Source organism: Kineococcus sp. G2, assembly GCF_037154035.1.
In the GTDB taxonomy this organism is placed as follows: Bacteria; Actinomycetota; Actinomycetes; order Actinomycetales; family Kineococcaceae; genus Kineococcus.
The window spans coordinates 42,896-66,897 of the sequence record NZ_JBBBEM010000005.1 but is presented as its reverse complement, the minus strand read 5'-3'; the positions used below and the strand labels follow the sequence as shown (position 1 = coordinate 66,897).

Annotated in this window: 24 protein-coding genes, 1 pseudogene and 1 riboswitch; of the genes and pseudogenes, 16 read left to right on the top strand and 9 right to left on the bottom strand. The window is 77.3% G+C overall.

Features of this window, described 5'->3' with window-relative positions; genetic code table 11:
• Positions 1-6: 6 nt before the first annotated feature.
• Positions 7-438 carry an organic hydroperoxide resistance protein gene (locus tag V9U69_RS00715; RefSeq protein ID WP_442907520.1) on the top strand — a complete coding sequence of 144 codons (432 nt, stop codon included), beginning with the start codon at positions 7-9 and terminating at the stop codon, positions 436-438.
• A 45-nt stretch (positions 439-483) separates the two neighbouring features.
• On the opposite strand, the pseudogene V9U69_RS00710 reads toward V9U69_RS00715, so the two are convergent.
• The 4 genes and pseudogenes from V9U69_RS00710 to V9U69_RS00695 form a co-directional block, all read right to left on the bottom strand.
• Positions 484-780, bottom strand: a pseudogene (locus V9U69_RS00710) (hypothetical protein); the annotation flags it as partial.
• A 525-nt stretch (positions 781-1,305) separates the two neighbouring features.
• Positions 1,306-1,800, bottom strand: a complete 495-nt coding sequence (locus V9U69_RS00705) for an HNH endonuclease (protein ID WP_242129076.1) — start codon at positions 1,798-1,800, stop codon at positions 1,306-1,308.
• A 370-nt stretch (positions 1,801-2,170) separates the two neighbouring features.
• Complete coding sequence (locus V9U69_RS00700; RefSeq protein ID WP_337059367.1) at positions 2,171-3,058, bottom strand: C40 family peptidase; 888 nt, start codon at positions 3,056-3,058, stop codon at positions 2,171-2,173.
• A 24-nt stretch (positions 3,059-3,082) separates the two neighbouring features.
• A riboswitch (cyclic di-AMP (ydaO/yuaA leader) is annotated at positions 3,083-3,204 on the bottom strand.
• Between the two features lie 196 nt (positions 3,205-3,400).
• Positions 3,401-4,087: a metal-dependent transcriptional regulator gene (locus V9U69_RS00695; protein WP_337059366.1), complete on the bottom strand. Its 687-nt coding sequence runs from the start codon at positions 4,085-4,087 to the stop codon at positions 3,401-3,403.
• Between the two features lie 567 nt (positions 4,088-4,654).
• Here V9U69_RS00695 and V9U69_RS00690 point away from each other — a divergent pair.
• The 5 genes from V9U69_RS00690 to V9U69_RS00670 all read left to right on the top strand — a co-directional run bounded on the left by V9U69_RS00690 (position 4,655) and on the right by V9U69_RS00670 (position 10,328).
• Positions 4,655-5,347 (top strand): NUDIX hydrolase, encoded by a 693-nt coding sequence (locus V9U69_RS00690; RefSeq protein WP_442907513.1) that lies wholly within the window; start codon positions 4,655-4,657, stop codon positions 5,345-5,347.
• Between the two features lie 82 nt (positions 5,348-5,429).
• Positions 5,430-6,725: a quinolinate synthase NadA gene (gene nadA / locus V9U69_RS00685; protein WP_337059364.1), complete on the top strand. Its 1,296-nt coding sequence runs from the start codon at positions 5,430-5,432 to the stop codon at positions 6,723-6,725.
• Positions 6,722-8,302 (top strand): L-aspartate oxidase, encoded by a 1,581-nt coding sequence (gene nadB, locus V9U69_RS00680; RefSeq protein WP_337059363.1) that lies wholly within the window; start codon positions 6,722-6,724, stop codon positions 8,300-8,302. Before nadA ends, nadB begins: the two co-directional genes overlap by 4 nt.
• Complete coding sequence (gene nadC, locus V9U69_RS00675; RefSeq protein ID WP_337059362.1) at positions 8,299-9,195, top strand: carboxylating nicotinate-nucleotide diphosphorylase; 897 nt, start codon at positions 8,299-8,301, stop codon at positions 9,193-9,195. The genes nadB and nadC overlap by 4 nt, the downstream gene beginning before the upstream one ends.
• Positions 9,192-10,328, top strand: a complete 1,137-nt coding sequence (locus V9U69_RS00670) for a cysteine desulfurase family protein (protein WP_337059361.1) — start codon at positions 9,192-9,194, stop codon at positions 10,326-10,328. The genes nadC and V9U69_RS00670 overlap by 4 nt, the downstream gene beginning before the upstream one ends.
• Before the next feature lie 34 nt (positions 10,329-10,362).
• Here the strand turns inward: V9U69_RS00670 and V9U69_RS00665 are convergent, their stop codons facing one another.
• Positions 10,363-11,643, bottom strand: a complete 1,281-nt coding sequence (locus V9U69_RS00665) for a multidrug effflux MFS transporter (RefSeq protein ID WP_337059360.1) — start codon at positions 11,641-11,643, stop codon at positions 10,363-10,365.
• A 67-nt stretch (positions 11,644-11,710) separates the two neighbouring features.
• On the opposite strand from V9U69_RS00665, the gene V9U69_RS00660 reads away from it, so the two are divergent.
• The 5 genes from V9U69_RS00660 to V9U69_RS00640 all read left to right on the top strand — a co-directional run bounded on the left by V9U69_RS00660 (position 11,711) and on the right by V9U69_RS00640 (position 17,189).
• Positions 11,711-12,166: a MarR family winged helix-turn-helix transcriptional regulator gene (locus V9U69_RS00660; protein ID WP_337059359.1), complete on the top strand. Its 456-nt coding sequence runs from the start codon at positions 11,711-11,713 to the stop codon at positions 12,164-12,166.
• A 143-nt stretch (positions 12,167-12,309) separates the two neighbouring features.
• Entirely contained in the window at positions 12,310-13,017 is a 708-nt protein-coding gene (locus tag V9U69_RS00655; protein WP_337059358.1) for a FadR/GntR family transcriptional regulator, read from the top strand.
• 68 nt (positions 13,018-13,085) lie between these two features.
• Positions 13,086-14,510 (top strand): four-carbon acid sugar kinase family protein, encoded by a 1,425-nt coding sequence (locus V9U69_RS00650; protein WP_442907512.1) that lies wholly within the window; start codon positions 13,086-13,088, stop codon positions 14,508-14,510.
• Between the two features lie 53 nt (positions 14,511-14,563).
• Complete coding sequence (locus V9U69_RS00645; RefSeq protein WP_337059356.1) at positions 14,564-15,481, top strand: NAD(P)-dependent oxidoreductase; 918 nt, start codon at positions 14,564-14,566, stop codon at positions 15,479-15,481.
• A 142-nt stretch (positions 15,482-15,623) separates the two neighbouring features.
• Positions 15,624-17,189, top strand: a complete 1,566-nt coding sequence (locus tag V9U69_RS00640) for a cell wall-binding repeat-containing protein (protein WP_337059355.1) — start codon at positions 15,624-15,626, stop codon at positions 17,187-17,189.
• Between the two features lie 15 nt (positions 17,190-17,204).
• Here V9U69_RS00640 and V9U69_RS00635 read toward each other — a convergent pair whose 3' ends face one another.
• Together V9U69_RS00635 and V9U69_RS00630 are read right to left on the bottom strand one after the other, a co-directional pair.
• Positions 17,205-17,723: a 2'-5' RNA ligase family protein gene (locus V9U69_RS00635; protein ID WP_337059354.1), complete on the bottom strand. Its 519-nt coding sequence runs from the start codon at positions 17,721-17,723 to the stop codon at positions 17,205-17,207.
• Positions 17,720-18,034 carry a hypothetical protein gene (locus tag V9U69_RS00630; protein WP_337059353.1) on the bottom strand — a complete coding sequence of 105 codons (315 nt, stop codon included), beginning with the start codon at positions 18,032-18,034 and terminating at the stop codon, positions 17,720-17,722. The genes V9U69_RS00635 and V9U69_RS00630 overlap by 4 nt, the downstream gene beginning before the upstream one ends.
• A 108-nt stretch (positions 18,035-18,142) precedes the next feature.
• On the opposite strand from V9U69_RS00630, the gene V9U69_RS00625 reads away from it, so the two are divergent.
• Positions 18,143-18,808, top strand: a complete 666-nt coding sequence (locus V9U69_RS00625; RefSeq protein ID WP_337059352.1) for a copper resistance CopC family protein — start codon at positions 18,143-18,145, stop codon at positions 18,806-18,808.
• Here the strand turns inward: V9U69_RS00625 and V9U69_RS00620 are convergent.
• Positions 18,780-20,000 (bottom strand): MFS transporter, encoded by a 1,221-nt coding sequence (locus V9U69_RS00620; RefSeq protein WP_337059351.1) that lies wholly within the window; start codon positions 19,998-20,000, stop codon positions 18,780-18,782. The genes V9U69_RS00625 and V9U69_RS00620 overlap by 29 nt on opposite strands.
• A 94-nt stretch (positions 20,001-20,094) precedes the next feature.
• Between V9U69_RS00620 and V9U69_RS00615 the strand changes: the two genes are divergently transcribed.
• Positions 20,095-20,973 carry a LysR family transcriptional regulator gene (locus V9U69_RS00615; protein ID WP_337059350.1) on the top strand — a complete coding sequence of 293 codons (879 nt, stop codon included), beginning with the start codon at positions 20,095-20,097 and terminating at the stop codon, positions 20,971-20,973.
• Positions 20,974-21,088: 115 nt separating this feature from the next.
• Here V9U69_RS00615 and V9U69_RS00610 read toward each other — a convergent pair whose 3' ends face one another.
• Positions 21,089-21,712 carry a superoxide dismutase gene (locus V9U69_RS00610; protein WP_337059349.1) on the bottom strand — a complete coding sequence of 208 codons (624 nt, stop codon included), beginning with the start codon at positions 21,710-21,712 and terminating at the stop codon, positions 21,089-21,091.
• Positions 21,713-21,912: 200 nt separating this feature from the next.
• Between V9U69_RS00610 and V9U69_RS00605 the strand changes: the two genes are divergently transcribed.
• The 3 genes from V9U69_RS00605 (at position 21,913) to V9U69_RS00595 (ending at position 23,978) form a co-directional block, all read left to right on the top strand.
• Positions 21,913-22,644: an HAD family hydrolase gene (locus V9U69_RS00605; RefSeq protein WP_337059348.1), complete on the top strand. Its 732-nt coding sequence runs from the start codon at positions 21,913-21,915 to the stop codon at positions 22,642-22,644.
• A 111-nt stretch (positions 22,645-22,755) separates the two neighbouring features.
• On the top strand, positions 22,756-23,139 hold the full coding sequence (locus tag V9U69_RS19265) for a cold-shock protein (RefSeq protein WP_442907511.1): 384 nt from the start codon (positions 22,756-22,758) through the stop codon (positions 23,137-23,139).
• Complete coding sequence (locus V9U69_RS00595; protein ID WP_337059347.1) at positions 23,136-23,978, top strand: DUF3027 domain-containing protein; 843 nt, start codon at positions 23,136-23,138, stop codon at positions 23,976-23,978. The genes V9U69_RS19265 and V9U69_RS00595 overlap by 4 nt, the downstream gene beginning before the upstream one ends.
• Positions 23,979-24,002: the final 24 nt, after the last annotated feature.

Here is a 24,002-nt window from a genome sequence, read left to right as displayed (position 1 = left end):
GGCATGGTGAACACCCCCGAGAAGATCGTCTACACGGCGCGCGTGACCACGACGGGCGGCCGGCGCGGCGGGCACGCCGTCTCCGACGACGGCGCCCTCGACGTGGTGCTGCAGGCGCCGAAGGAGGTCGGCGGCCCCGGCGGCGGCACCAACCCGGAGCAGCTGTTCGCCGCCGGCTACGGCGCCTGCTTCCAGGGAGCGATGGGCCTGGCGGCGAAGGAGATGGGCGTGGACGCCTCGGGGTCGACCCTGCACGTCGAGGTCGGCTTCGGGCCGGAGGGCGAGAGCTACGCCGTCACCGCCACCATCCGCGCCAGCGTGGAGGGCATGGACACCGAGCAGCTGCAGCGGCTGCTGGAGCGCACCCACGAGCTGTGCCCGTACTCCAAGGCCACCCGCGGCAACGTGCCGGTGACGCTCGTCGCCGAGCAGGCCTGAGGGCGGCCCGCCCACCGCCGGGTGGCGGTGGGTTGGCGCCGGGCCTCAGCCGGCCAGGTGACCCCAGCGCGGCGCGAGGTCGTGCCACGGCCCGCAGCAGACGACCCGCCCGTCGACCAGGACGACGACGCGGTCCGCCACGGCCAGCGCCGCGCGCTTGGAGGTGGCGCCGAGCACCGTGGTCCCCCGCTGCCGCAGCGCCCGCCACAGCTCCAGCTCGGTGCGCGCGTCCAGCGCGGAGGAGACGTCGTCGGCCAGGAGCAGGTCCGCCCCCGAGGCCAGGGCGCGGGCCGGGGCCAGCCGCTGCACCTGACCGCCCGACAGCCGCACGCCCCAGGAACCACCCGGTCTCGCGCAGGAGCCGGGCCAGCCGGCGCGGGTCGTCGTCGACGCGGTCGATGACCTCGCCGACGGCCTGCTCGGCCAGCACCGGCAGCGGCTGGGCGAGCGCGGCGTCGAGCAGGTCGGCGCGCAGCCGCCCCTCGGCGCGGCCGACGCGGGGGGCGAACACCGTGCGGCCGGCGGTGTCCAGCAGGCCGGCGCCCACGAGCAGCACGCCCAGGACCGCGACGAGGCCCGCGGTCGGCCCGGCGGCCAGGCGCCCCGTCACGACGGTCGCGAGGGTCTCGCCGGCGGCGGCGAGCACGGCGAGGGCGCCGCGACGACCACGCGCGGCCCGGCGAGCCGGGAGGCGGTCAGGCTGCGCGGGTCCCGGGCGCGGCGGGCGGCCGCGACGGGACGCCCGGGGGGGCCGGGCGCGCGGAGCGGGCACGCCGGGGGCGGCCCGGGACGGGGGTGGGCACCGCTCGACGCCAGCGGCGCGCGGCGGTGGGGGTCCTGCCCTCTTCCGCCGGCCGCCCGGACCGCTCAGGCCGCCTGGGCGAGGTACTCGTCCCACCGCGGGTCGGCCTGCTCCGCGCCCCGCACCGCCCAGGACGCGCCGCGCGGCGGCGCCGGGCGGAACGGCAGCGTCCAGCCCATCTCCTCCGGGGTGCGGTCGCCCTTGGCGTTGTTGCAGCGCACGCAGCAGGCCACCAGGTTCTCCCAGGTGTCCGGGCCGCGCCGGCTGCGGGGCAGGACGTGGTCGACCGTGGCGGCGTGGCCGCGGCAGTAGGCGCAGCGCTGGTGGTCGCGCCGCAGCACCCCGCGGCGGCTGACCGGCACCACGCTGCCCCGCGGCACCCGCACGTAGCGGGTGAGCAGGATCACCGAGGGGCGTTCCAGGCTCACGGTGGCGCCCACGACGGGATCGGCGTCGGCCAGCACGACCGAGGCCTTCCCGGCGAGGACCAGGACGAGGGCGCGCCGGAAGGACACCACCGCCAGCGGCTCGTAACCGGCGTTCAGCACGAGGGTGCGCACATCCACCTCCACGGACGACGAGAGGCGCCGTCCCCGGTGGGGACGACGCCTCTGGGAGCGACGACGGGCGCGGTGGGATGCACGTGCCGGCGCACGTGCGCGCACCGGCGCACCGCGGGTACCCCCACTGTCATCGGGGGCAGGTACGGGCGCCGGGCCGCGGGGCGGGCGCGCCGCGCGGTCGTGGGACTGCTCATGCTCGCCTCCGCTCCTGACGCCGTCGTGACCGCACTGTACGTCGCGAGGGGGCGGGGGGACACGTGTTTCGGGCGGGGCGCGGCGGGCGCCGGTGCACGCCGGTGCACGCCGCGGACGTGGAACGGGCCCGGCACCTCGGTTCGAGGTGCCGGGCCCGGTCGGGGGGCCGTCGTCAGGCGACGGCGGCGACGCGGCCGTAGACCGCGGAGTCGCTCCACACGGAGCGCAGCTGGACGGGCTTGCCGCTGCGGGGGGCGTCCCACATCATCCCGTCGCCGGCGTAGATGCCGACGTGGTAGGCGCGGCCGCCGTCGGTGAAGAAGACGAGGTCGCCGGGCACGGCCTGGTCGCGGGAGACGCGCGCGCTGGCGCCCAGCTGGGCGTTGGCGGTGCGGGGCAGGGACACCCCGACCTGGCGCATGACGTAGCTGGTGTAGCCGGAGCAGTCGAAGCCGGCGGGGGTGCTGCCGCCGTACACGTACGGCACGCCCGCGTAGTCGTCGGCCACGGCGAGGATCTGCTGGCCCAGCGAGGGGGCCGGCGCCGGGGCGGGCGCGGGCGCCGGGGCGGGCGCGGGTGCCGGGGCGGCGGCCGGGACGGCCTCGACGGCCAGGGCGGCGTCGACGGCGGCCTGGTGGACCGAGGCCTCCACGACCGGCGCGTCGGCGGTGCTGCGCTCGCTGCGCTCGACCACGACGACCGGCGGCGGCGCCGGGGTCGGCACGGTGCTGAAGGCCGCGAGGGTGGTGACGGCGGCCGCCTCGGCGGGGGCGGAGACCACGCCGACGGCGGTGGTGCCGAAGGCGGAGTCGACGGCCGTGGTCAGGCCGGCGCTGACGGCGGTGCCGACCGTGGCGACGTTCCCCACGGCGGCGGGGGCGGCGGCCGGGGCGGCCGCGGCCGGCAGGGCGACGGTGGCCAGGAGACCACCGGTCGCCGCGGCGACGGCACCGGCGCGGCCGACACCGGCGGCGTGCCGGCTGAGGGTCTCGCCGAGGTCGGTCAGGGGCGTGAGGGGGCGGACGTCGGCGCGGTGGCGCGCCTGGACACGAGTCGTCAAGGTGGTGTGCCTCTCCGACGCCTGCGAGGTGAGCTGTCGGGTTCGGGTGGGAGCATCGCCCGGCCGGTTCTCACCGGCTTCACCCCTAGGACGCTCACCCCGACCTGGCTGGCCGTCGGATCGCGCCCGGGAAATTGGTTCCCCCGTCCCTGCCACACGTGTGCGTGGGACCTCGACGCGGTGGCAGGGCTCGGCGTCCGTGCGAGGGCTCCCGCGTGAACGTTCACGGAAGCGGGTGGACCATAACCCCTGCAGACCCCCGATGTCACGACCCGGTGACGTCCGCGTGGCAGTCGCATGACGAACCGGCGACGAACGCGCTGCGGCGCCCGCCCCTCGGGATCAGTCCCGGGCGGCGACGAACAGGTGGGACGCCTCGGCGGTGCTCAGCTCCACGACGACCTCGCCCAGCACCACCTCGAAGCCCCCGGCGGACTGCTTGGCGACGACCTCGGCCCCCGGCCGCAGGCCCGCCTCGGCGAAGCGCGCCAGCAGCGCCACGTCGGTCTGCAGCGGCTCGCCCAGGCGGCGCACGACGAGCGCGCCGCCGTCGGCGCCGGCCGCGGTCAGGGGCTGCACCCCGGTGCGGAAGTCCTCCGCGGAGCCGGTCTCCCCCAGCTCCTCCAGCCCCGGGATCGGGTTGCCGTAGGGCGAGGAGTGCGGGTGGTCCAGGATGTCGACGAGGCGCTTCTCGACCTCCTCGGAGATCACGTGCTCCCAGCGGCAGGCCTCCTCGTGCACGAGGGACCACTCCAGGCCGATGACGTCGGTGAGCAGCCGCTCGGTGAGCCGGTGCTTGCGCATGACGCGCATCGCCTTGGTGCGGCCGGACTCCGTCAGCTCCAGGCGACGGTCGGTGCCCACGTGCAGCAGCCCGTCGCGCTCCATGCGCGCCACCGTCTGCGAGACCGTCGGGCCGGAGTGGTGCAGGCGCTCGGCGATGCGGGCGCGCATCGGCACGATGCCCTCCTCCTCCAGCTCGAAGACCGTCTTGAGGTACATCTCGGTGGTGTCGATGAGGTCGCTCACGGCGTCCATCATCCGCCATCGGGACGACGGGCCGCACCGCTGCACCCGCCGGCGGGCGGGTCGTCGCGCCAGGGGGCGGGTGGTGCGCCGGGAGCACCGGTGCGTCCGGGCAGGGGGGTCCAGGGAGGAGCCCGGACAGGGGAAGGCCCCCGGGCGCTTCCTCCCCCGCGCTGCGGGGAGAGGGCCGGCTGGACGGGCCGGCGCCCGGGGACCCGGTGACTGCCGTGGATTCGCCGCGCCGCGCGGGGCGACCAGAGCGGTCCGCGTCCATCGCGCGGCTGCTAGCGGGCAGCCACCTCACGCGTCCGATGAGAACTCATGTACCGGACCACCTCCTCTCCCGTGTCCTGCGACGGTACGTCCGCTCCCCGCGGGTTGTCACCCCGGTTTCGCCGGCGGCGGAACGGGGCCGCGACGGCGGCGGCCGCGCGCGGCGCGGGCGCGGCCGGCGGGGGTGCTTGTCAGCCGCCCGCGCGCTGCCCTACCCTCCCGCACAGTTGATGTCAGAACCACCCTTACTCCTCGCGCAGCGGGGAGGGGGCGGGCACGAGGGAGCGGCGGGTCCAGGTGGTGAAGTCCGGGCAGGCGATCCTCGTCGCCGTCTCCACGGTGATCTTCGCGCTGCTGCCGGACCGGAACGGCGACCGGCGGGTGCACCTGCCGCTGGTGCGCCGCACGCGCGACCCCTTCGCCGGCCAGTGGGCGCTGCCCGGCGGGTGGGTGCGCGGCGACGAGAGCCTCAGCGACGCCGGCCGGCGGACCCTGGCGGAGACGACCGGCCTGCGGCCCAGCTACCTGGAGCAGCTCTACACGTTCGGCCGCCCCGACCGCTCCCCCGGTCAGCGCGTGGTGTCGGTGGTCTACTCGGCGCTGGTGCGCAGCCACCTGGCGGCCGCCGCCGCGGAGGGCGAGAACGTGCGCTGGACCGCCGCCGACGACTGCACCGGCCTGGCGTTCGACCACGACGAGATCGTCCGGTACGCGCTGTGGCGGTTGCGCACCAAGGTGCAGCACGCCCACGTCGCGCTGCACCTGCTGCCGGAGCGGTTCTCCCTCGCGGAACTGCGCGAGGTGCACGAGGCGATCCTGCAGCGCCCCCTGGACCCGGCGAACTTCCGCCGCCAGGTGGAGCACTCGGGAACCATCGTGCCCACCGGCGAGCGGCAGACCGGCGGCCGGCACCGGCCGCCCAAGCTGTACCGCGCCGTCGTCCCCGAGGGTTCGGCCGGCCCGTTGCAGACCGCCGGCCCCCTCGCCTGAACGAACCCCCGAGACCCCACCGAGGAACCGGGACCCGCGGGCCCTCCCGCCGGTGACCGCCGAACCCGAGAGAGAGCGCGCCATGGCGTCCGTCCCCACGCAGATCGCCCTGCTCACCCGCACCCCCGGGGGCGTGGACAGCGGGACGTGCGACCCCGACCTGCCCAGCGGGCCCTGGCAGTTCGACGCCGTCCCCGGGCTGCCGCTGCCCGCTCCGACGTACGGAGCCGGCGCCTCCCGGCAGGACCCGGCCCCGGCGACCACCCCGGTGCAGCAGCAGATCCCCGCCGAGTACCGCCTGCTCGGGCCGCAGGAGCTGGACCGCCGGATCCGCGCCGCGAAGGAGCACCTGGGGAACCGGGTGACGATCCTGGGCCACGCCTACCAGCGCGACGAGATCGTGCGGTACGCCGACTTCGTCGGCGACTCCTTCCAGCTGGCGCAGCAGTCCCAGCGCCACCCGGAGGCCGAGGCCGTCGTGTTCTGCGGCGTGCACTTCATGGCCGAGACGGCCGACCTGCTCACCACGGCGCAGCAGCCGGTGATCCTGCCGAACCTGGCGGCGGGCTGCTCGATGGCCGACATGGCCGACATCGACGCGGTGCAGGCCTGCTGGGAGCAACTGAGCGCCCTGTACGGCACCGCGCCCGACGCGGACGGGAAGGTGCCCGTGCTGCCGGTCACCTACATGAACTCCGCCGCGGCGCTGAAGGCGTTCTGCGGCGCGCACGGCGGGATCGTCTGCACCTCCTCCAACGCCCGCGAGGTGCTGGCCTGGGCGTTCGAGCGGGCGCAGCGGGTGCTGTTCTTCCCCGACCAGCACCTGGGCCGCAACACCGCCAAGGCGATGGGCGTGCCCCTGGAGGCCATGCCGCTGTGGGACCCGCGCAAACCGCGCGGCGGGAACTCCCCCGAGGCGCTGACCGACGCCCGCGTGCTGCTGTGGCGGGGCTGGTGCTCGGTGCACCAGCGCTTCACGGTGGAGCAGATCGAGGCGGCCCGCGCCGCGAACCCCGACGTGCGGGTCGTCGTGCACCCGGAGTGCCCGGTGGAGGTCGTCGACGCCGCCGACGAGAGCGGCTCCACGCAGTACATCCAGCGGGTCGTGGACGCGGCGCCCGCCGGCACGGCGTTCGCGATCGGCACCGAGATCAACATGGTGCGCCGCCTGGCCGACACCCGCCCGGACCTCACCATCACCTGCCTGGACCCGGTGGTGTGCCCGTGCTCGACGATGTACCGCATCCACCCCGCCTACCTCGCGTGGGTCCTGGAGTCGCTGGTGCGCGGCGAGGTCGTGAACCGGGTGAGCGTCCCGGCGCAGGTGGCGGCCGACGCCCGCACCGCGCTGGAGCGCATGCTGGCCGTCCGGCCGTGAACCCCGCGGTCACCTCCTGCGACGTCCTCGTCGTCGGTGCCGGCATCGCGGGGATGACCGCGGCGCTGGACGTCGCGCGCTCGGGGTCGGTCGTGCTGGCGACCAAGACGGCCCTCGGCGACGGCAGCAGCCGGTGGGCGCAGGGCGGCATCGCCGTGGCCGCGGACGCGGACGACGTCGCCGCGCACGCGGCCGACACCCTGGCCGCCGGCGCCGGGCTGTGCGACCCGGCTGCGGTGCAGGCGGTGTGCGCGGCGGGGCCGGCGGCGCTGCGCGCGCTCCTGGGGCGCGGGGCGCAGTTCGACCGCGACGCCGGCGGGAGCTTCTCCCTCGGCCTGGAGGCGGCGCACTCGCGGCCGCGGATCCTGCACGCCGGCGGGGACCGCACCGGTGCGGCGGTGACGGCGGCGCTCGCCGCGGCCGTGCGCCGCAGCGGCGTCGCCGTGCACGAGGAGGCGTTCCTCGCCGGCCTGGTGGTGCGCGGGAACCGGGTGGTGGGCGCGGACCTGCTGCTGCGCGACGCCCGCGGGGCGGACGTGCCGCACCGGGTCGAGGCGGGCGCGGTGGTGCTCGCCACCGGCGGGGCGGGGCAGTTGTTCAGCCGCACCACGAACCCCGCCGTCGCGACCGGCGACGGCCTGGCCGCCGCGTGGCGCGCGGGCGCCGGCCTGGCGGACCTGGAGATGGTGCAGTTCCACCCCACGGTCGCGGCCGTCGACGAGCCGTTCCTCGTCTCGGAGGCTGTGCGCGGTGACGGCGCGGTGCTGCTCGACGCGGCCGGGCACCGGTTCATGCCCGCGATCGACCCGCGCGCGGAACTCGCCCCCCGCGACGTCGTGGCCCGCGCCACGGCCCGGGCGGTGGCCGCGCACGGCGGGAGCCCGGCCCTGCTGGACGCCACCGGGCTGCGCGCGCGCACCGGGCGGGGTTTCGCCGAGCGCTTCCCCGGGATCGCCGCGCTCTGCGCGGCGGCCGGGATCGACCCGGACCGCGAACCGGTGCCGGTGACCCCCGCCGCGCACTACCTGATGGGCGGGGTGCGCACGGACGCCCGCGGCCGCACGGGAGTTCCGGGGCTGTGGGCGGCCGGGGAGGTCGCGTGCACGGGCGTGCACGGCGCGAACCGGCTGGCGTCGAACTCCCTGCTGGAGGCGCTGGTCACCGGTTCCCGGGTGGCCGCCGACGTCGCGGCGGTCGCCGCCGGGGCGGACGCCGCACCGCCGGTGTTCGCCGACGACGAGGTGGTGGAACTGCCCGGCGGGGCCGGCGCGCTCGCCTCGCACGTGGCCCGCCGCGACCTGCGGGCGGCGGTGTGGGAGCACGCCGGGCTGTTCCGCGACGCGGCCGGCCTGCAGGTCGCCGCGAAGCTGCTCACGCCCGAGGAGCACCCCCTGGACCTGGCGGACGCGCCCGGCGCGGACCGCCGCGCCCACGAGGACGCCAACCTGCTGCTGGTGGCCCGCCTGCTCGTGACGGCGGCGACGCTGCGCGCGGAGAGCCTCGGCGCGCACCACCGCCAGGACCACCCCGAGACCCCCGGCGCACCGCGCCGTCGCACCCTGCGGAGGACCGCGTGAACCACCCGTCAGACCCCGCGGCGGTCGTCGCCGCCGCCCTCGCCGAGGACGCCCCCTGGGGGGACGTCACCAGCGAGGCCCTGCTGCCGCCCGGTGCCGTCGCGCACGCCGAGCTGCGCGCCCGCGAACCCGGCGTGCTGGCCGGCACCGCCTGCGCCCTCGCCGCGTTCGAGCAGGCCGCCGCCCTCAGCGGTGGTGCGCTGCTGCGCTGCGAGTTCTCCGCGGACGGCACCCGGTTCGCCACCGGTGACGTGCTGGGGCGCGCCAGCGGCACCGCCCGCGGGGTGCTGCGCGCCGAGCGCGTCGCCCTGAACCTGCTGCAGCACCTGTCGGGGATCGCCACCGGCACCGCGGAGTTCGTCGCGGCCGTCGCCGGCACCGGCGCGCGGATCGTGGACACCCGCAAGACCACCCCGGGCCTGCGGTCCCTGGAGCGCGCCGCGGTGCGCGCCGGCGGCGGCCGCAACCACCGGTGGTCGCTGTCGGACGCGGTGCTGGTGAAGGACAACCACCTGGCGGTGCTGCTGGCCGAGGGCGTGGACGTGACCACCGCCCTGCGCCGGGTGCGCGAGCGGGTCCCGCACACCACGGCGGTCGAGGTGGAGGTGGACCGCCTCGACCAGCTCGACGCCGTGCTGGCCGCCGACGTCGACGTGGTGCTGCTGGACAACTTCTCCCTGCCGGACCTCGCCGAGGGCGTGCGCCGGGTGCGCGCCGCCTCGCGCGCCCTGGTCGAGGCCAGCGGAGGGGTGCGCCTGGACACGGTGGCCGCGATCGCGCGCACCGGGGTCGACCTGGTCTCGGTGGGCGCGCTGACGCAGAACTCGCGCACCCTCGACCTCGGCCTGGACGTCGAGGTGGCCGCGGCGGCAGCGGTGGAGGTGGCGCCGTGATCTACCTGGACCACGCCGCGACCTCCCCGCCGCGCCGGGAGGTGCTCCAGGCCGTGTGGCCGTACCTGACCGATGTCACGGGGAACCCCTCCAGCGCCCACGAGGCCGGCCGGGCGGCGAAGGCCGGCCTGGACGCGGCCCGTTCCGGGGTGGCGCAGGTGCTCGGCTGCCGCCCCGGGGAGGTCGTGTTCACCGCGGGCGGCACCGAGGCCGACAACCTCGCCGTCACCGGGATCGCCGGTGCGGACCCGCGCGGGAAGCGCGTCGTCGTCTCCGCGATCGAGCACCCGGCGGTGCTGGAGACGGCCCGCGCGCTCGCGCGGCGGGGTTTCCGGGTGGACGAGGTGGGCGTCGACGAGTTCGGGGTCGTGGACCTGGAGCAGCTGGAGCACCTCGTCGACGACGGCACCGCGCTGGTGTCGGTCATGTACGCCAACAACGAGATCGGCACGGTGCAGCCGCTGGCGGACATCTCGCGGACCTGCCGCGCGCACGGGGTTCCGCTGCACACCGACGCCGTGCAGGCCGCCGGGCACCTCCCGCTGGACGTCGGCGCCCTCGGCGTGGACGCGCTGTCGGTCTCGGCGCACAAGTTCGGCGGTCTGCGCGGGTCCGGTGCGCTGTTCGTGCGGGGGTCGGTGCCGCTGGAACCGCTGCTGCACGGCGGGGGCCAGGAGCAGGGCCGCCGTCCGGGCACCGTGGACGTCGCCGGCGCCGTCGGCACCGCCGTCGCCCTGGGCCTGGCCGAGGCGGCCCGCGAGGAGGAGTCGGCGCGGCTGCGGGCGCTGCGCGACCGGCTGGTCACCGGGGTCCTCGACGCGGTGCCCGGTGCGCGGCTGACCGGTCACCCGGTGCAGCGCCTGCCGCACCACGCCTCGTTCTGCTTCGCGGGCGTGGGCGGGGAGACGGTCCTGCTGGAGCTGGAGGCCGCGGGGATCGTGTGCTCCAGCGGCTCGGCGTGCTCGGCGGGTTCCGAGGACGCCTCCCACGTGCTGCTGGCCACGGGCCTGGACGCCGACACCGCCCGGACCGCGGTGCGGTTCTCGATGGGTCCGTCCACGACCGAGCAGGACGTCGACGAGGTGCTGCGGGCGCTGCCGGCGGCGGTGCGCACGGCGGCGGGAGCCTGGTAGCCGGGGGCCCGGGCCGGGCCCCCGCCCCCGGGGTTCAGCGGTGCTGGCGCTGCGCCGGCACCCGGCCGCGGCCGGTGTTCCCCAGCGCGAACCCGCCGAGGGCCACGACGGCCGCGGCGACCATGACGATCGCGAGGTTCAGCGGGCTCGTGCCGCCGCCGAGGCTGACCAGCGGGGAGACCAGGGCGGCGAGCGCGAACTGCAGCGCGCCCAGCAGCGCGGAGGCGGACCCGGCCGCCCGCGGGACCGCGGCCAGCGCGAGCGCCGTGCCGTTGCCCATCACCAGGCCGAGGGCGGCGACGGCGACGGCGATCGGCAGGGCGAACCACCCGGCGGGCACGTCGAGCAGGACGAGCAGCAGCAGCGCCGCGGAACCCGCCAGCGACACCCCGAGGCCCACGCCGAGCAGCCGGTGCACGGGGTGCTTGCCCGCCAGTCGCGCGGAGGCGCCGCTGACGACGGCGAGCAGCAGGGCGTTGACGCCGAACACCAGGCCGTACTGCACCTCCCCGAGCCCCATGAGCTCCTGGTACAGGAACGGCGAGGCGGAGATGTAGGCCATCATCACGGCGAACCCGAACCCGAACGCCAGGGTGTTGCCGACGTAGGTGCGCGAGCGCAGGTCGCGGGCGGTGGAGCCGGAGCGGGCCCGCAGGTCGCGGGCGGCGGCGCGCCGGGCGGGCGGGTGCGACTCGCGCACCACGGCGAGCACCGCGACGAGCACGACGACGGCCAGGGCGAGGACGACGGCGAGGACGCCGCGCCAGCCGATGGGGTCCACGAGCAGGCTGCCGGCCAGCGGGGCGACGACCGGGGCGAGGCCGCCGACGATCATCAGCAGGCTCAGGGCGCGCGCGGCGGCCCGCCCGGTGACGAGGTCGGCGACGATCGCGCGGCCGATGACCATGCCGGCCGCCCCGCCCAGGCCCTGCGCGACGCGGGCGGCGACGAGGAGCCCGACGGTGGGCGCGACCACGGCGGCAGTGCTGGCGAGCACGCACAGGACGGCTCCGGCGAGCAGCGGTCGCACGCGCCCGAACCGGTCGGACAGCGGGCCGAAGACGAGCTGACCGGCGGCGGAGCCGATGAGGAAGGCGGTCAGGGTGAGCTGCACGCCGGTCTCGTCGGTGCCCAGGTCGCCGGTCATCCGCGGGAAGGCGGCCAGGTACAGGTCGGTGGCGAAGGGGGCGATGGCGAACAGCAGGGCCAGCACGAGCAGCAGGCCGCGGGTGAGTCCGCGGTGGCCCTCGACGGGCGGGAGCGCGGGGGCGCCGGTGACGCCGGCGGGAGCGGGAGCGGGAGCGGGAGCGGGCACGGGGTTCCTCGTCGATCGGTGATGTTTCCATAACTATAGCTCGACAACCACCGCGTACGCTGTCCCCGTGGCCACCACCGCACCGCCGCGCCCCCGGGACGCCGGCCTCGCCGACCTCGCCGACGTGCTGCTGACCGTCGCGCGCGACCTGCAGCAGCGGCACGCAGCGCTCGAGGGCGTCGTCGCGCTGACGGCCACCGAGACCACCGTGATGCGCCACCTCGACCGCAACCCCGGCACCTCCCCCAGCGCCGCCGCCGCGGCCACCGGCCTGCAGCGCAGCAACCTCAGCGCCGCCGTGCGCTCCCTGGAGGCCAAGGGCCTCGTCGAGCGCTCCCACGAGGGGCACGACGGGCGCTCGGTCGCGCTGAGGCCCACCGCGCTGGCCGCGCGGAACATCGCGCTGCTGCGCGCCCACTGGGCCGAGCGCCTGCACCGGGCGCTCGGCGGCGACGACGCCGGCGTCCACGGGGCCCTGGACCTGCTGCGGCGCCTCGAGCACGGCCTGGCCGCCGAGCGCTGAGCCCCGCCCCCGGCCGGAGGCTCACGCCGGAGCGCGCGGCGCTGCGGGCAACGGGGGGGGGGGGGGGGGACGGCGCTCGCGCCGGTAGAGTCGCCCGGCGCCCGATCACCGGACCGCGGCGCCGGGTGGGAGGGTCCGTTCCGTTGGCGCGCACGTCGCTGGTCAGCCAGGTGGCCGAGACGATCCTGGAGCAGGTCGTGCGCGGCGAGCTGCCCGCCGGCCAGCTGCTGCCCACCGAGGCCGAGCTCTGCGAGGCGCACGGCGTGAGCCGCATGACGCTGCGCGAGGCGCTGAAGACCCTGCAGGCGCAGAACGTCGTGCGCGCCGCACCCGGCGTGGGCAGCTACGTGAACCCGGTCGAGCGCTGGACGGGGCTGGAGGCGGTGCTGCGGGCCACCTCCGCCGGCGCCGGGGACGACGCGACGTCCGTGCAGCTCGTCGAGGTGCGCCGGATGATCGAGACCGGCGCCGCCGCGCTGGCCGCCGCACGCCGCGACGAGGCGGACCTGGAGCGGCTGGAGGAGCTGCTGGAGCGGATGCGCACCGCGCACCGGCACGGCGACGTGGACGACTTCGTGCACGCCGACATCGCGTTCCACGACGTGCTGCTGCGCGCCTCGCGCAACCCGTTCGTCGCCGTGCTGCTGGACCCCCTCTCGCGGGTGCTGCGGGAGAAGCGCGAGCAGACCTCCGCGGTCCCGCAGATCCAGGCCAACGCCGTCGAGCAGCACGCCCTGGTGCTGGCGGCGGTGCGCGCGGGTGAGCCGGAGGGGGCGCGCCGGGCGATGGACGCGCACCTGCAGCAGACCGCGGAGGACCTGCGCCGCTACGTGCTGGACCCCTCCTCCTGAGCACCCCTCCTCGACAGGCGCCACCGCGCCACCTAGGATGTCTGACATCTGACAACAAAGGAGTTCTCATGGTGGACGAGGACACTCTCCTCCAGCGCTACCCCTCCCCGGTCGAGGTCCCCGCCGCACGGGTCGCCGAGGCCGCCGACCGCGCCGGCACCGTGCTGGTCGTCCTCGACGACGACCCCACCGGCACCCAGTCCGTCGCGGACCTGCCCGTCCTGACCGCCTGGGAGGAGGACGACCTCGCCTGGGCCCTGGGCACCGGTGCCCGCGCCGTCTACGTGCTCACCAACACGCGCAGCCTCGACGCCCGGGAGGCCGCCGAGCGCAACCGGCAGGTCGTCACCGCGGCGCTCGCCGCCGCCGGGCGCACCGGCACCCGCGTCCGCTTCGTCAGCCGCGGCGACTCCACCCTGCGCGGGCACTTCCCGCTGGAGACCGACGTCATCGCCGCCACCCTCGCCGAGCACGGGCAGCGCCCCGTGGACGGCGTGGTGCTCGTGCCCGCCTTCCCCGACGCCGGCCGGATCACCGTCGGCGGCGTGCACCACCTGCGCACCCCCGGCGGGCTGGTCCCGGCGGGCGAGACGGAGTTCGCCCGCGACGCCACCTTCGGGTACCGCAGCTCCGACCTGCGCGCCTGGGTCGAGGAGAAGACGGACGGGCGCACCCGCGCGCAGGACGTCGTCGTGCTCGACCTGGGCGTCGTGCGCGCCGGCCCCACCGCCGTCGCCGCCGCCCTGGCCCCCGTCGCCGGCGCCACCCCCGTGGTCGCCGACGCCGTCACCGAGGACGACCTGCGCCTGCTCTCCCTCGGCCTGGCGCAGGCCGAGGAGAACGGCAAGGAGCTGCTGTACCGGGTCGGCCCGCCCTTCGTGCGCGCCCGCACCGGCCAGGAGGTGCACCCCCCGCTGAGCGCCGAGGAGGTGTTCGGCGGGCGCCCGCCGCGCCCGGGCGGGGGGCTCGTCGTGGTCGGCTCCCACGTGGGCCTGACCAGCCGCCAGCTCGCGGTGCTGCAGGCCGAGCGCCCCGACGTGCGCTCCCTCGTCGTCGAGGTCCCGCTGGTCCTCGACGACGCCCGCGCCGGGGAGCACGTGGCCGGGCTGGCCGCCGAGGCCGCGCGCCTGCTCGCCGACGGCGACGTCGTCGTGCACACCAGCCGCGACCTGCGGCGCACCGACGACCCAGCGGAGAGCCTGGAGATCTCCCGGCGCGTCTCCGCCGCGGTCGTCGAGGTGGTGCAGCGCGTGCTCGCCGCCCACCCGCCGCGGTTCGTGATCGCCAAGGGCGGCATCACCTCCAGCGACGTGGCCGCCCACGGCCTCGGCATCCGCCGCGCCCTGGTGCGCGGGCCGATGCTGCCCGGCATCGTCTCGCTGTGGGAGCCCGTCGACGGCCCCGCGGTGGGCACCCCCTACGTGGTCTTCGCCGGCAACGTCGGCGACGACGGCTCCCTGGCCGCCGTCGTGCGCACCCTCACCGCCCCGTGACCGACCCTGCGACCACCCCCGCGACCACCCCCGCGACCACCCAGGAGCCCCCGATGCCCACTCCCCCCGGCTACACCGTCGCCGTCCTCGGCCTGGGCGCCATGGGGCTGCCCATGGCCACGCGGCTGACCGAGCAGCTCACCGTGCACGGCTTCGACCCCGCACCGCAGCGGGCGGCGCTGGCCGCCGACGCGGGCGTGCGGACCTTCCCCTCCGCACCCGAGGCCGCCACCGGCGCCGACGCCGTGCTGCTGGCCGTGCGCGACGGCGCGCAGCTGCGCGAGGTGCTCTTCGGCGAGCAGGGCGTCGCGGGCGTCCTGGCCCCCGGCGCCGTGGTCGTCATGACCAGCACCGTCGGCATCGACGACGTCGTGGACGTCGCCCGGCGCCTGGCCGAGCACGACGTCCACCTCGTCGACGCCCCCCTCAGCGGCGGTCCCGCGCGCGCCGGCGCCGGCGACCTGCTCATCGTGGTCGGCGCCGCCCCGCAGGCGCGCGAGAAGGCGGCGCCGGTGCTGGACCTGCTCGCCTCCACGCTCAGCGTCATCGGCGACGAGCCCGGTCAGGGCCAGGCCTTCAAGACCGTCAACCAGCTGCTGTGCGGGGTGCACATCGCCGCCGGCGCCGAGGCGCTCGCGCTGGCCGAGCGCCTCGGGCTGGACCCGGCCGCCACCCTGGAGACCCTCTCCGCCGGTGCCGCCGGCTCCTTCATGCTCGCCAACCGCGGCCCGCGCATGCTGCAGGCGCTGCAGGAGGAGGACGCGGAGGTCCTCAGCCGCCTGGACATCTTCGTCAAGGACATGGGCATCGTCACCCGCGCCGCCCGCGCCGCGGGCCTGCCGACCCCGGTGGCCTCGGCCGCCGAGCAGCTGTACCTGCTGGGCGCTGCGCAGGGGCGCGGCGCCGACGACGACTCCTCGGTGATCGAGGTCCTCCGCCCGCGCGGGCCGGGCGCCGCGGACGGGCGCTGACGGCGGGCCCGGCACCCCTTGTCGATCCCGTGACGATCCGCCCGCTCGGCCCGTCCCGACGGGCCGAGCGGGCCGGGCCGGCCTAGCGTCGTGGGTGCGGGCCCAGCGCCGGGCCCGCGAGGCCACGCGGGAGGAGAGCACCGTGACGACCGCCCCCCGGCACGGGGACCGCACCGGGCGCCGCACGGCGCTGAGCGCCGTCACCGCCCTGGCCCTGGCCGCCGGCGGCGCGACCGCAGCGGCCGCCGCACCCGGCACGAGCACCCCCACCACCACCGTGCGGGCGAGCGCGGAGGTGACGCCCGCCCGCGCGGCCGGACCCGACCGGTACGCCACCGCGGCGGTGGCCGCCACCGAGGTCACGCACCCGGCCGGCACGGACACCGCCGTGCTCGTCACCGGTGAGGGGTTCGCCGACGCGGTGACCGCCGCCCCGCTGGCCGCGCAGGCCGGCGCCGCCCTCCTGCTGACCCCCTCGGACACCCCGCACGAGGCCACCGCCCGCGCCCTGGACGAGCTGGGCGTGCGGGAGCTGATCGTGCTCGGCGCCGAGTCGGCCGTCGCCGCGGACGTCGTCGCCGCGTACGCCGGCGGCACCCGGCAGGTCACCCGCCTCGGCGGCGCCGACCGCTACGGCACCGCCGCGCTCGTGGCCGCCGAGATCGCCCGGCGCGGCGACGTGCGCGAGCTCCAGGGCTACCCGGCGGCGTTCCTCGTCAGCGGCGAGGACTTCCCCGACGCGCTGGCGACCGGTGCCCCCGCGGCCGCCGGCACACCCGCGCCCGTGCTGCTGACCCGGTCCGGCGAGCTGCCGGCGGCGACCGCGCAGGCGCTGGCCGACCTGGGCACCGAGCACGTGTGGGTCGTCGGCGGCGAGGAGTCCATCGCCCCCGCGGTGCAGGCCGAGCTGACCGGTGCGGGTCTGGGCAGCGCGCGCATCGCCGGCGCGGACCGCTTCGGGACCGCCGTCGAGCTCGCCCGGGAGTTCGTGACGACCCCGCTGCTGGACGGCGGGACCGTCACCCTCGCCCGCGGCGGCTCCTTCCCCGACGCGCTGGTCGCCGGCGCCACCGCCGCCGCCACCGGCGGACCGGTGCTGCTGACCCCTTCAGCCGGTGACCTCGGCGACGCCACCCGCGGGTACCTGGCCGCGCCGTCCGCCCCGGTGGAGGTGGTGCGCGCGGTCGGCGGCGAGGAGTCCCTGAGCTCCGCCCTGCTGGGTGAGGCCGTGCGGGTGGCCACCACCGGCCCCACCACGCCGGTGCCGCCGGCGTGGTCGCTGGAACCCGCCGAGGTCACCGCACCCGCCGGCGGGGTCGCCGACCTCACCGCGAGCGCCCTGCCGGACGGGCCCGCGCTGCCGTTCGAGCTGAACCTCGTGCTGTTCCCCTGCGAGGGCGCCCACGAGCAGGACGGCACCTGGACGTTCACCGACGCCGACGGCGACGGGCTCGCCGACGACGACGCGAGCACCTCGACGGGCTCCGCCGCCCTGGCCGTCGTCAACGGCCAGGACGTCGCCGACACCGGCGCGCTGATCACGGGGGCGCTGCACGAGGTCGTGACGTTCCGCCTGGCGAGCGCCGCTCCCGACTGCACCGTCCCGGTGCTGTTCGACGACACCGGCAGCGCCGACGGCTGGCTCGCCGTGGACGCGCACGGGCGCCCGCTGGAGCCGTACGCGGCCGCGCGCGTCGCGTTCGGCTGAGCCGCTCCCGGGGGTTCAGCCGAACGGGACGGTCCCGACGGCCTCCCACGGCCCGTCGAGGTAGCGGTGCACCTCGACGCCCACCGCGCGCACCGACCACGGGACGAACCCCGCCGACAGGCGCGCGACGAGCTCACGGGCCTCGGCGGGGGCCACGAAGTTCTGCACGGTGACGTGCGCGGAGAACCGCTGCGCGTCCTGGCGGGTCAGCCGGCCGGCGAACCGCCCGGCCAGGTCGGCGCGCAGCGCGTCCAGCTCCGCCGAGCGCAGCACCAGCGCCGTGCCGCGCCCCAGGGAGCGCACCCCGGCGACCTCCACCGCGAAGGGCGGGCGGCGGCACTCCTCGCGCACCGCGTCCAGCACGGCGGGCAGGTCCTCGCCGGGCAGGGCGTGGAAGAGGGTGACGTGCGCGCCGACGCGCAGGCGCTCCGGCGGGAAGTGCCGCCGGCGCAGCTCGTCCAGGTGCCGCTGGTCGGCCTCGTCCAGGGCGAGGGCGAGGACCAGCGGGGCCGGCCCCGCGCCCGGCGCGCTCACCGGGCCGCGAGCAGCAGGGCGAGCCCCAGCGCGGACGACGCCAGGGAGAACGCGCTCACCGCGGTCGCGGCCACCCACCACCCGCGGAACGGTGCGCGGCGCGCCAGGGCCCGCACCGACACCACGAGCACCACGAGCGCCACCGCGAGGGCCAGGGGGAAGAAGACCACGGAGACCAGCAGCGACAGGACGGCCGCGATGGTGGCGGCGATCGCCGCCGTGGACGAGGGCTGCGCGACCTCGACGGGCGCCGGCGGCGCGACCCGGGCGGGCGGCGCCGGTCGGGGGCGGGGCTTCTTGCGCTGGGCCACGCGCCCACTGTGCCAGCAGCCGGCGGGCGACGGCCGCCGCCCCGCCCCGGTGCCGGTCGCGGTGCCGGTCGCGGTGCCGGTCGCGGTGCCGGTTCGTAGGGTGGGCGGGTGCCCGACTGCCTGACCACCCGCCGCCCCGCCCCCCGCACGACCCGCCGCCGCGCCGCCCGCGGTGGCGCCGCCGTCGCGCTGGCCCTCGGCGCCTCGCTCGCCGCCGCGCCCGGCGCCTGGGCGCACGACCGGCTGGTGTCCACCGACCCGGCCGCGGACGCCGTGCTGGAGCAGGCGCCCGAGCAGGTGGTGCTGACGATGTCGTCCCCCCCGGTGGGTCTGGGCACGCAGGTGCAGGTCACCGGCCCCACGGGCGTGGTCTCCACCGGTGAGCCGCGGGTGGTGGACGAGACGGTCACGCAGTCGCTGGCCGGGGAGCGGCCCGCCGGCGCCTACGAGGTGCAGTGGCGGGTGACGTCCTCCGACGGGCACCCGATCTCCGGTTCCTTCACGTTCACCGCGGAGACGGCCGCCGGCGGGGCGGCGGCGACCACCGCCCCCACGCCCGACGTGGTCACCTCCTCCCCCGTGGACGGGGCCACCACCGCGGAGGCCTCCCCCACCGCCGACGGCGAGGCGGACCCGGTCGTGGACGCCCCGGGCGACGCCGCGGCGGAGGGTGAGGGGGTGAGCACCGGCGTGGTCGCCGCGGTGGTCGTGGCCGTCCTCGCAGTGCTCGCCGGGGTCGGGGCGGTCATCGCGCGTCGGCGCCGGCGGGGCTGAGCGGGCTGGCGGCCGGGCGAGAGCGCCGCTCCACCCGCACGTCCACCAGCCACAGCCCCAGCACGACGACGGTGAGGACCGCGCCGGCGAGGGTGACCGCGCTCCAGCCGCCCGCGATCCAGGCGGCGGAACCGACGGCCGAACCGAGCGCACCGCCGGCGAAGTACGTCGTCATGTAGGCGGAGTTCAGCCGCGCGCGGGCGTCCGGGCGCAACGGGTAGACCACGTTCTGGTTCGAGACGTGCACCGCCTGCAGCGCCAGGTCCGCCAGCGCGTACCCGGCGACGAACAGCACCAGCGACGTCAGCGCACCCGAGGCGGACAGCCCCAGCGCGACCCACGCCAGCGCGAACAGCAGCACCCCGGCACCCGTGGCGAGCTGACCCCGCCCCGCGTCGGCCAGCCGGCCCGCCAGCGACGCCACCGCGGCGGCACCGGCCCCGGCCAGGCCGATCAGCCCGATCTGCGCCTCGCCGAGGCCGAACCGCTCCCCCGCGAGCAGGAACGTCATCGAGCTGAAGAGCACCGAGACGCCCGCGAACCCCGCCGCGCCCAGCAGCGCGCGGGTTCGCAGCCGCGGCTCGGTGCGCACCAGCGCGGCCGTGGAGGCCAGCGTGGCCGCGTAGCCGCCGACGCGCTCGGGCACGCTCACCGGCAGGCGGCGGCGCAGCACCAGGGCGAGGACCACGAGGGCGAGCGCCACCACCGCGTACGGGGCGCGCCAGCCGGCGAGGTCGGCGAGCACGCCGGAGACGCTGCGCGCCAGCAGCGCCCCCAGGAGCAGCCCGCTCATCACGGTGCCCACCGCCCGGCCCTCGCGGCCGGGTTCGGCCAGCTCCGCCGCGAACGGCACGAGCACCTGGGCGGCCACCGAGAACACCCCGGCCACCGCGGTGCCCACCGCCAGCACCGCGAAGGAGGGCGCCAGCGCGCACAGCGCGTGCCCGGCGGCGGCCAGCAGCGCCAGGACGGTGAGCAGCCGGCGGCGCTCCAGCAGGTCACCCAGCGGCACCACGAGCAGCAGGCCGAGGCCGTAGGAGACCTGCGCGGTGGTGACCAGGGCGGCGGCGGTGCCCTGGGGCACCGCCAGGGAGAGGGCGATCGTGTCCAGCAGCGGCTGGTTGACGTAGTTGCCGCCGACGGTCAGGCCGGTCGCGACGGCCATGAGCAGCAGCAGGGGGCGGGTCAGCACGGGAGCAGCGTGCTCCCGGCAGGCGCCCGGCGTCCAAGCGATCGGAAGGCGCGCGGCGATCGCAGAACACGATCGCCGAGCTACGCTCCCGCCCGTGACCCCGCTGCAGCTGCGGTGCGTGCTGGCCGTCGCCGGGACGCTGCACTTCACGCGCGCCGCGCACGAGGTGGGCATCGCCCAGTCCGCCCTCAGCGCCCACGTCGCCCGGGTGGAGGCGGAGCTCGGGGCCGCGCTGTTCGAGCGCACCAGCCGCAGCGTGCGGCTCACCGCCGCCGGGGAGGCGCTGCTGCCGCGCGCCCGCACCGTGCTGGCCGAGCTGGACCGGCTGCGCACCGACGTGGCCGCGGCCACCGGGGCCGTCGAGGGACCGCTGCGCATCGGCACCATCCCCACGCTGGGGGACGTGGACCTGGCGGGCCTGCTGGCGCGGCTGCGCGAGCGGCACCCCGGCGTGCGCGCCACCGTCGTGGAGCAGACCTCCGCGCGGACCGTCGCCGACGTGGTCGCCGGAACCCTCGACGTCGGGTTCACCGGCACCGCGCTCAGCGAACCGCCGGTGGGCGTGCAGGCGCAGGTGATCGCCACCGAGCCCCTGGTGGCGGTCGTCGCCGAGGACGACCCGTGGGCCCGGCGGCGCCGGCTGCGGCTGCGGGACGTGGCGACGCGCCCGGGCGTGGACTTCCCCGCCGGCACCAGCGGGCGCCGGCAGGGCGACGAGGCGTTCGCCGCGGCCGGCCTGGCCCGAGAGGTCGCCGTCGAGAGCTCCTCCGCGCCGTTCCTGCTGGACCTCGTGCGCGCCGGGGTGGGCGTGGCCCTGCTGCCCGCCGCGGCCGCGCGCGGCGCCACCGGGGTGCGGGCGGTGGCGGTGGCCGACGCTCCGGTGCGCCGGGTGTGCGCCGTGCACGCCGGCGCCGGCTCGTCCGCCGCGGCGCGGGCGTTCCTCGCGCTGCTCGCCGAGCACCTGCCGGCCTGAGCGCGCCGGTGTCCGCACCGGTGTCCGCACCGGTGCGGACGCGACGAGGGGCGGTCCCCGCACCGGGGACCGCCCCTCCCGCGACGTGGCGCCTCAGCGCACCGTCACCGCGCGATCAGGGGACGATGAGCCCCGCCGTCTGCGTGCGCGCCTTCTCGAAGCGCTGGGCGGCGTCGGCCCAGTTCACGACGTTCCACCACGCCTTGACGTAGTCGGCGCGGACGTTCTTGTAGTCCAGGTAGTACGCGTGCTCCCACACGTCCAGCAGCACGATCGGCACCAGGCCGAGCGCGATGTTGCCCTGCTGGTCGTACAGCTGGACGTTGATGAGCTTCTGGCCCACCGAGTCCCAGGCGAGGATCGCCCAGCCGGAACCCTGCACGCCGGCGGCGACCGCCGCGAAGTGGGCGCGGAACTTGTCGAACGAGCCGAACTGCTCGTCGATGGCGGCGGCCAGCTCGCCGGTCGGCTTGTCGCCGCCGTCCGGGGACAGGTTCGGCCAGAACGCCGAGTGGTTCACGTGCCCACCCAGGTTGAAGGCCAGGTTCTTCTCGTGCAGGTTCACGGTGGCCAGGTCGTCGGCGTCGCGCGCCGCGGCCAGCTTCTCCAGGGCCGTGTTCGCACCCGTCACGTACGCCTGGTGGTGCTTGTCGTGGTGCAGCTCCATGATCGTGCCCGAGATGTGGGGCTCGAGCGCGGAGTAGTCGTACGGAAGGTCCGGCAGCGCGTAGTCAGCCATGTCGTCTCGTCGTCTCCTCGTCCATCACCAGGGTTCTCGCGCGGAGCGGACGGCGCCCGACGGGAGCCGGGCGGCTGGGCGCCCGCGCGCTCGACCTTCGCGCAGCCTCCCGGGCCGCGCAACCGGCCGCGGGCAGCATCCCACCTGGTGATCAAGCCGCCGGGGAGGGGGTGTCGGCGGCGCCTGGCACTGTGGTGCCCGTGACCTCCCCGGCCGAGACCGACCGCCCCGCCCCCCCGCCGAGCGCGCCCGCCGTGCCCGTCGTCGGGTTCGACCTGGACATGACGCTGGTGGACTCCAGCGAGGGCATCGCCGCCACGCTGCGCGCGACGCTGGCGGAGGTGGGCGTGCACGTGGCGCCCGAGGACGTGTGGCCGTACGCGGGGATGCCGCTGGAGCTCATCGTCGCCGGCCTGGCCCCGGGCACCCCCGCGGACCGGGTGGAGCGGCTGGCCGCGCGCTACAAGGAGCTGTACCCGTCGCTGGGCGTGCCCGGCGTGCGGGCGTACCCGGGGGCGGCGGCGGCCCTGGCGGCACCGGCCGCGCACGGCGGGCGCAGCGTCGTCGTCAGCGCCAAGCACACCCCCAACGTGCACCAGGTGCTGGCCGCGGCGGGGCTGGACGGCGCGGTGCGCCCCGAGGACGTCGCCGGGGACCTCTTCGCCGAGCTCAAGGGCGAGCGGCTGGCGCGGGCCGGCGCCACCGCCTACGTCGGCGACCACCCCGGTGACGTGCGGGCCGCGCGGGTGGCCGGGGCGGTGGCCGTGGGCGTGACGACGGGCGCGCACGACGCGGCGGCGCTGCGCGGGGCGGGCGCCGACGTGGTGCTGGGCGGGCTGGAGGACTTCCCGGCCTGGCTGGCCTCGCACGCCGCAGCCCTGGCGGCGGGGCCCGCGGACCGAGGGGAAGGCGACGCGCCCGCACCCCGTTAACCTGGGGGCGACCGTCGCGACCCCCCGGGCGACGCGACGGCCCGCAGACGACCGACGATCACCCGGGCCGCGGCTCCGCGCCGCGCCCGACGCTCAGACGAGAAGGTTCCCGTGCCGACTGGCAAGGTCAAGTGGTTCGACACCGACAAGGGTTTCGGCTTCCTCGCCGCCGAGGACGGCGGGGAGGTGTTCGTGCACACCTCGGCGCTGCCCGCGGGCACCACGACGCTCGCCAAGGGCGCCCGCGTGGAGTTCGGCGTGGTGCAGGGCCAGCGCGGTGCGCAGGCGCTGTCGGTGCGCCTGCTGGAGCCGGCGCACTCGGTGGCGCGCGCCACCCGCAAGAAGCCGGAGGACATGGTCGTCATCGTCGAGGACCTCATCAAGCTCCTCGACGGCGTCTCCTCGTCGCTGCGCCGGGGCCGCTACCCCGAGAAGGGCGGTGCCCGCAAGGTCGCCACCGTGCTGCGCGCCGTCGCCGACGACCTCGAGGCGTGAGCGTGGCCGAGGGCACCGCGGCCAGGCCGCGCCGCACCCGCAAGCCGGCCCTGGACGCCGCCGCCGCCGCCGCGGTGGACCTGGCCCGCACCGCGGCCGAGGAGGTCGCCGACGAGGGCACGGTCGGCGAGCACCTGGGCGCCGTCGCCGAGGGCGACCGGATCGTCAGCCACACCTTCGCCTGCCTGCTGCCGGGGTACCGGGGCTGGCGCTGGACGGTGACGGTGACGCGCGCCTCCCGCGCCCGCAACGTCACCGTCAACGAGGTGTGCCTGCTACCGGGCGAGGACGCGCTGCGCCCCCCCGAGTGGCTGCCGTGGTCCGAGCGCATCACGCCCGGCGACGTCGGCCCGCGCGACACGCTGCCGCGCAAGGCGGACGACCCGTACCTGGAGCAGGGGTACCGGGCGACCGGCGAGACCGAGGCCGACGAGCTGGCGCTGTTCGAGCTGGGCCTGGGGCGCGAGCGCGTCATCTCGGCCCTCGGCCGGGACGAGGCGGCGCGGCGCTGGTACGAGGGCGACCGCGGCCCCGCCTCCGAGGTCGCCGAGCACGCGAAGGCGCCCTGCTCCACGTGCGGGTACTTCCTGCTGCTGGCCGGTTCGCTGCGCCAGGTGTTCGGGGTGTGCGCCAACGAGTGGTCGCCCGAGGACGGCCGCGTCGTCAGCGCCGACCACGGCTGCGGCGCGCACAGCGAGACGGACGTGGAGGTGGAGCCGGAGGCGCCCAGCGCGCCCCTTGTGGACGACCTCGCGGTGGACGAGCTCGAGCTGGTCGACCCCGCCGCGGACGAGGCGGAGGGGGCGGTGGAGCGGGCCGAGCCCGCGCCGGCGCCCTGAACCGGCCCGCGGGCGCGGCCGCCG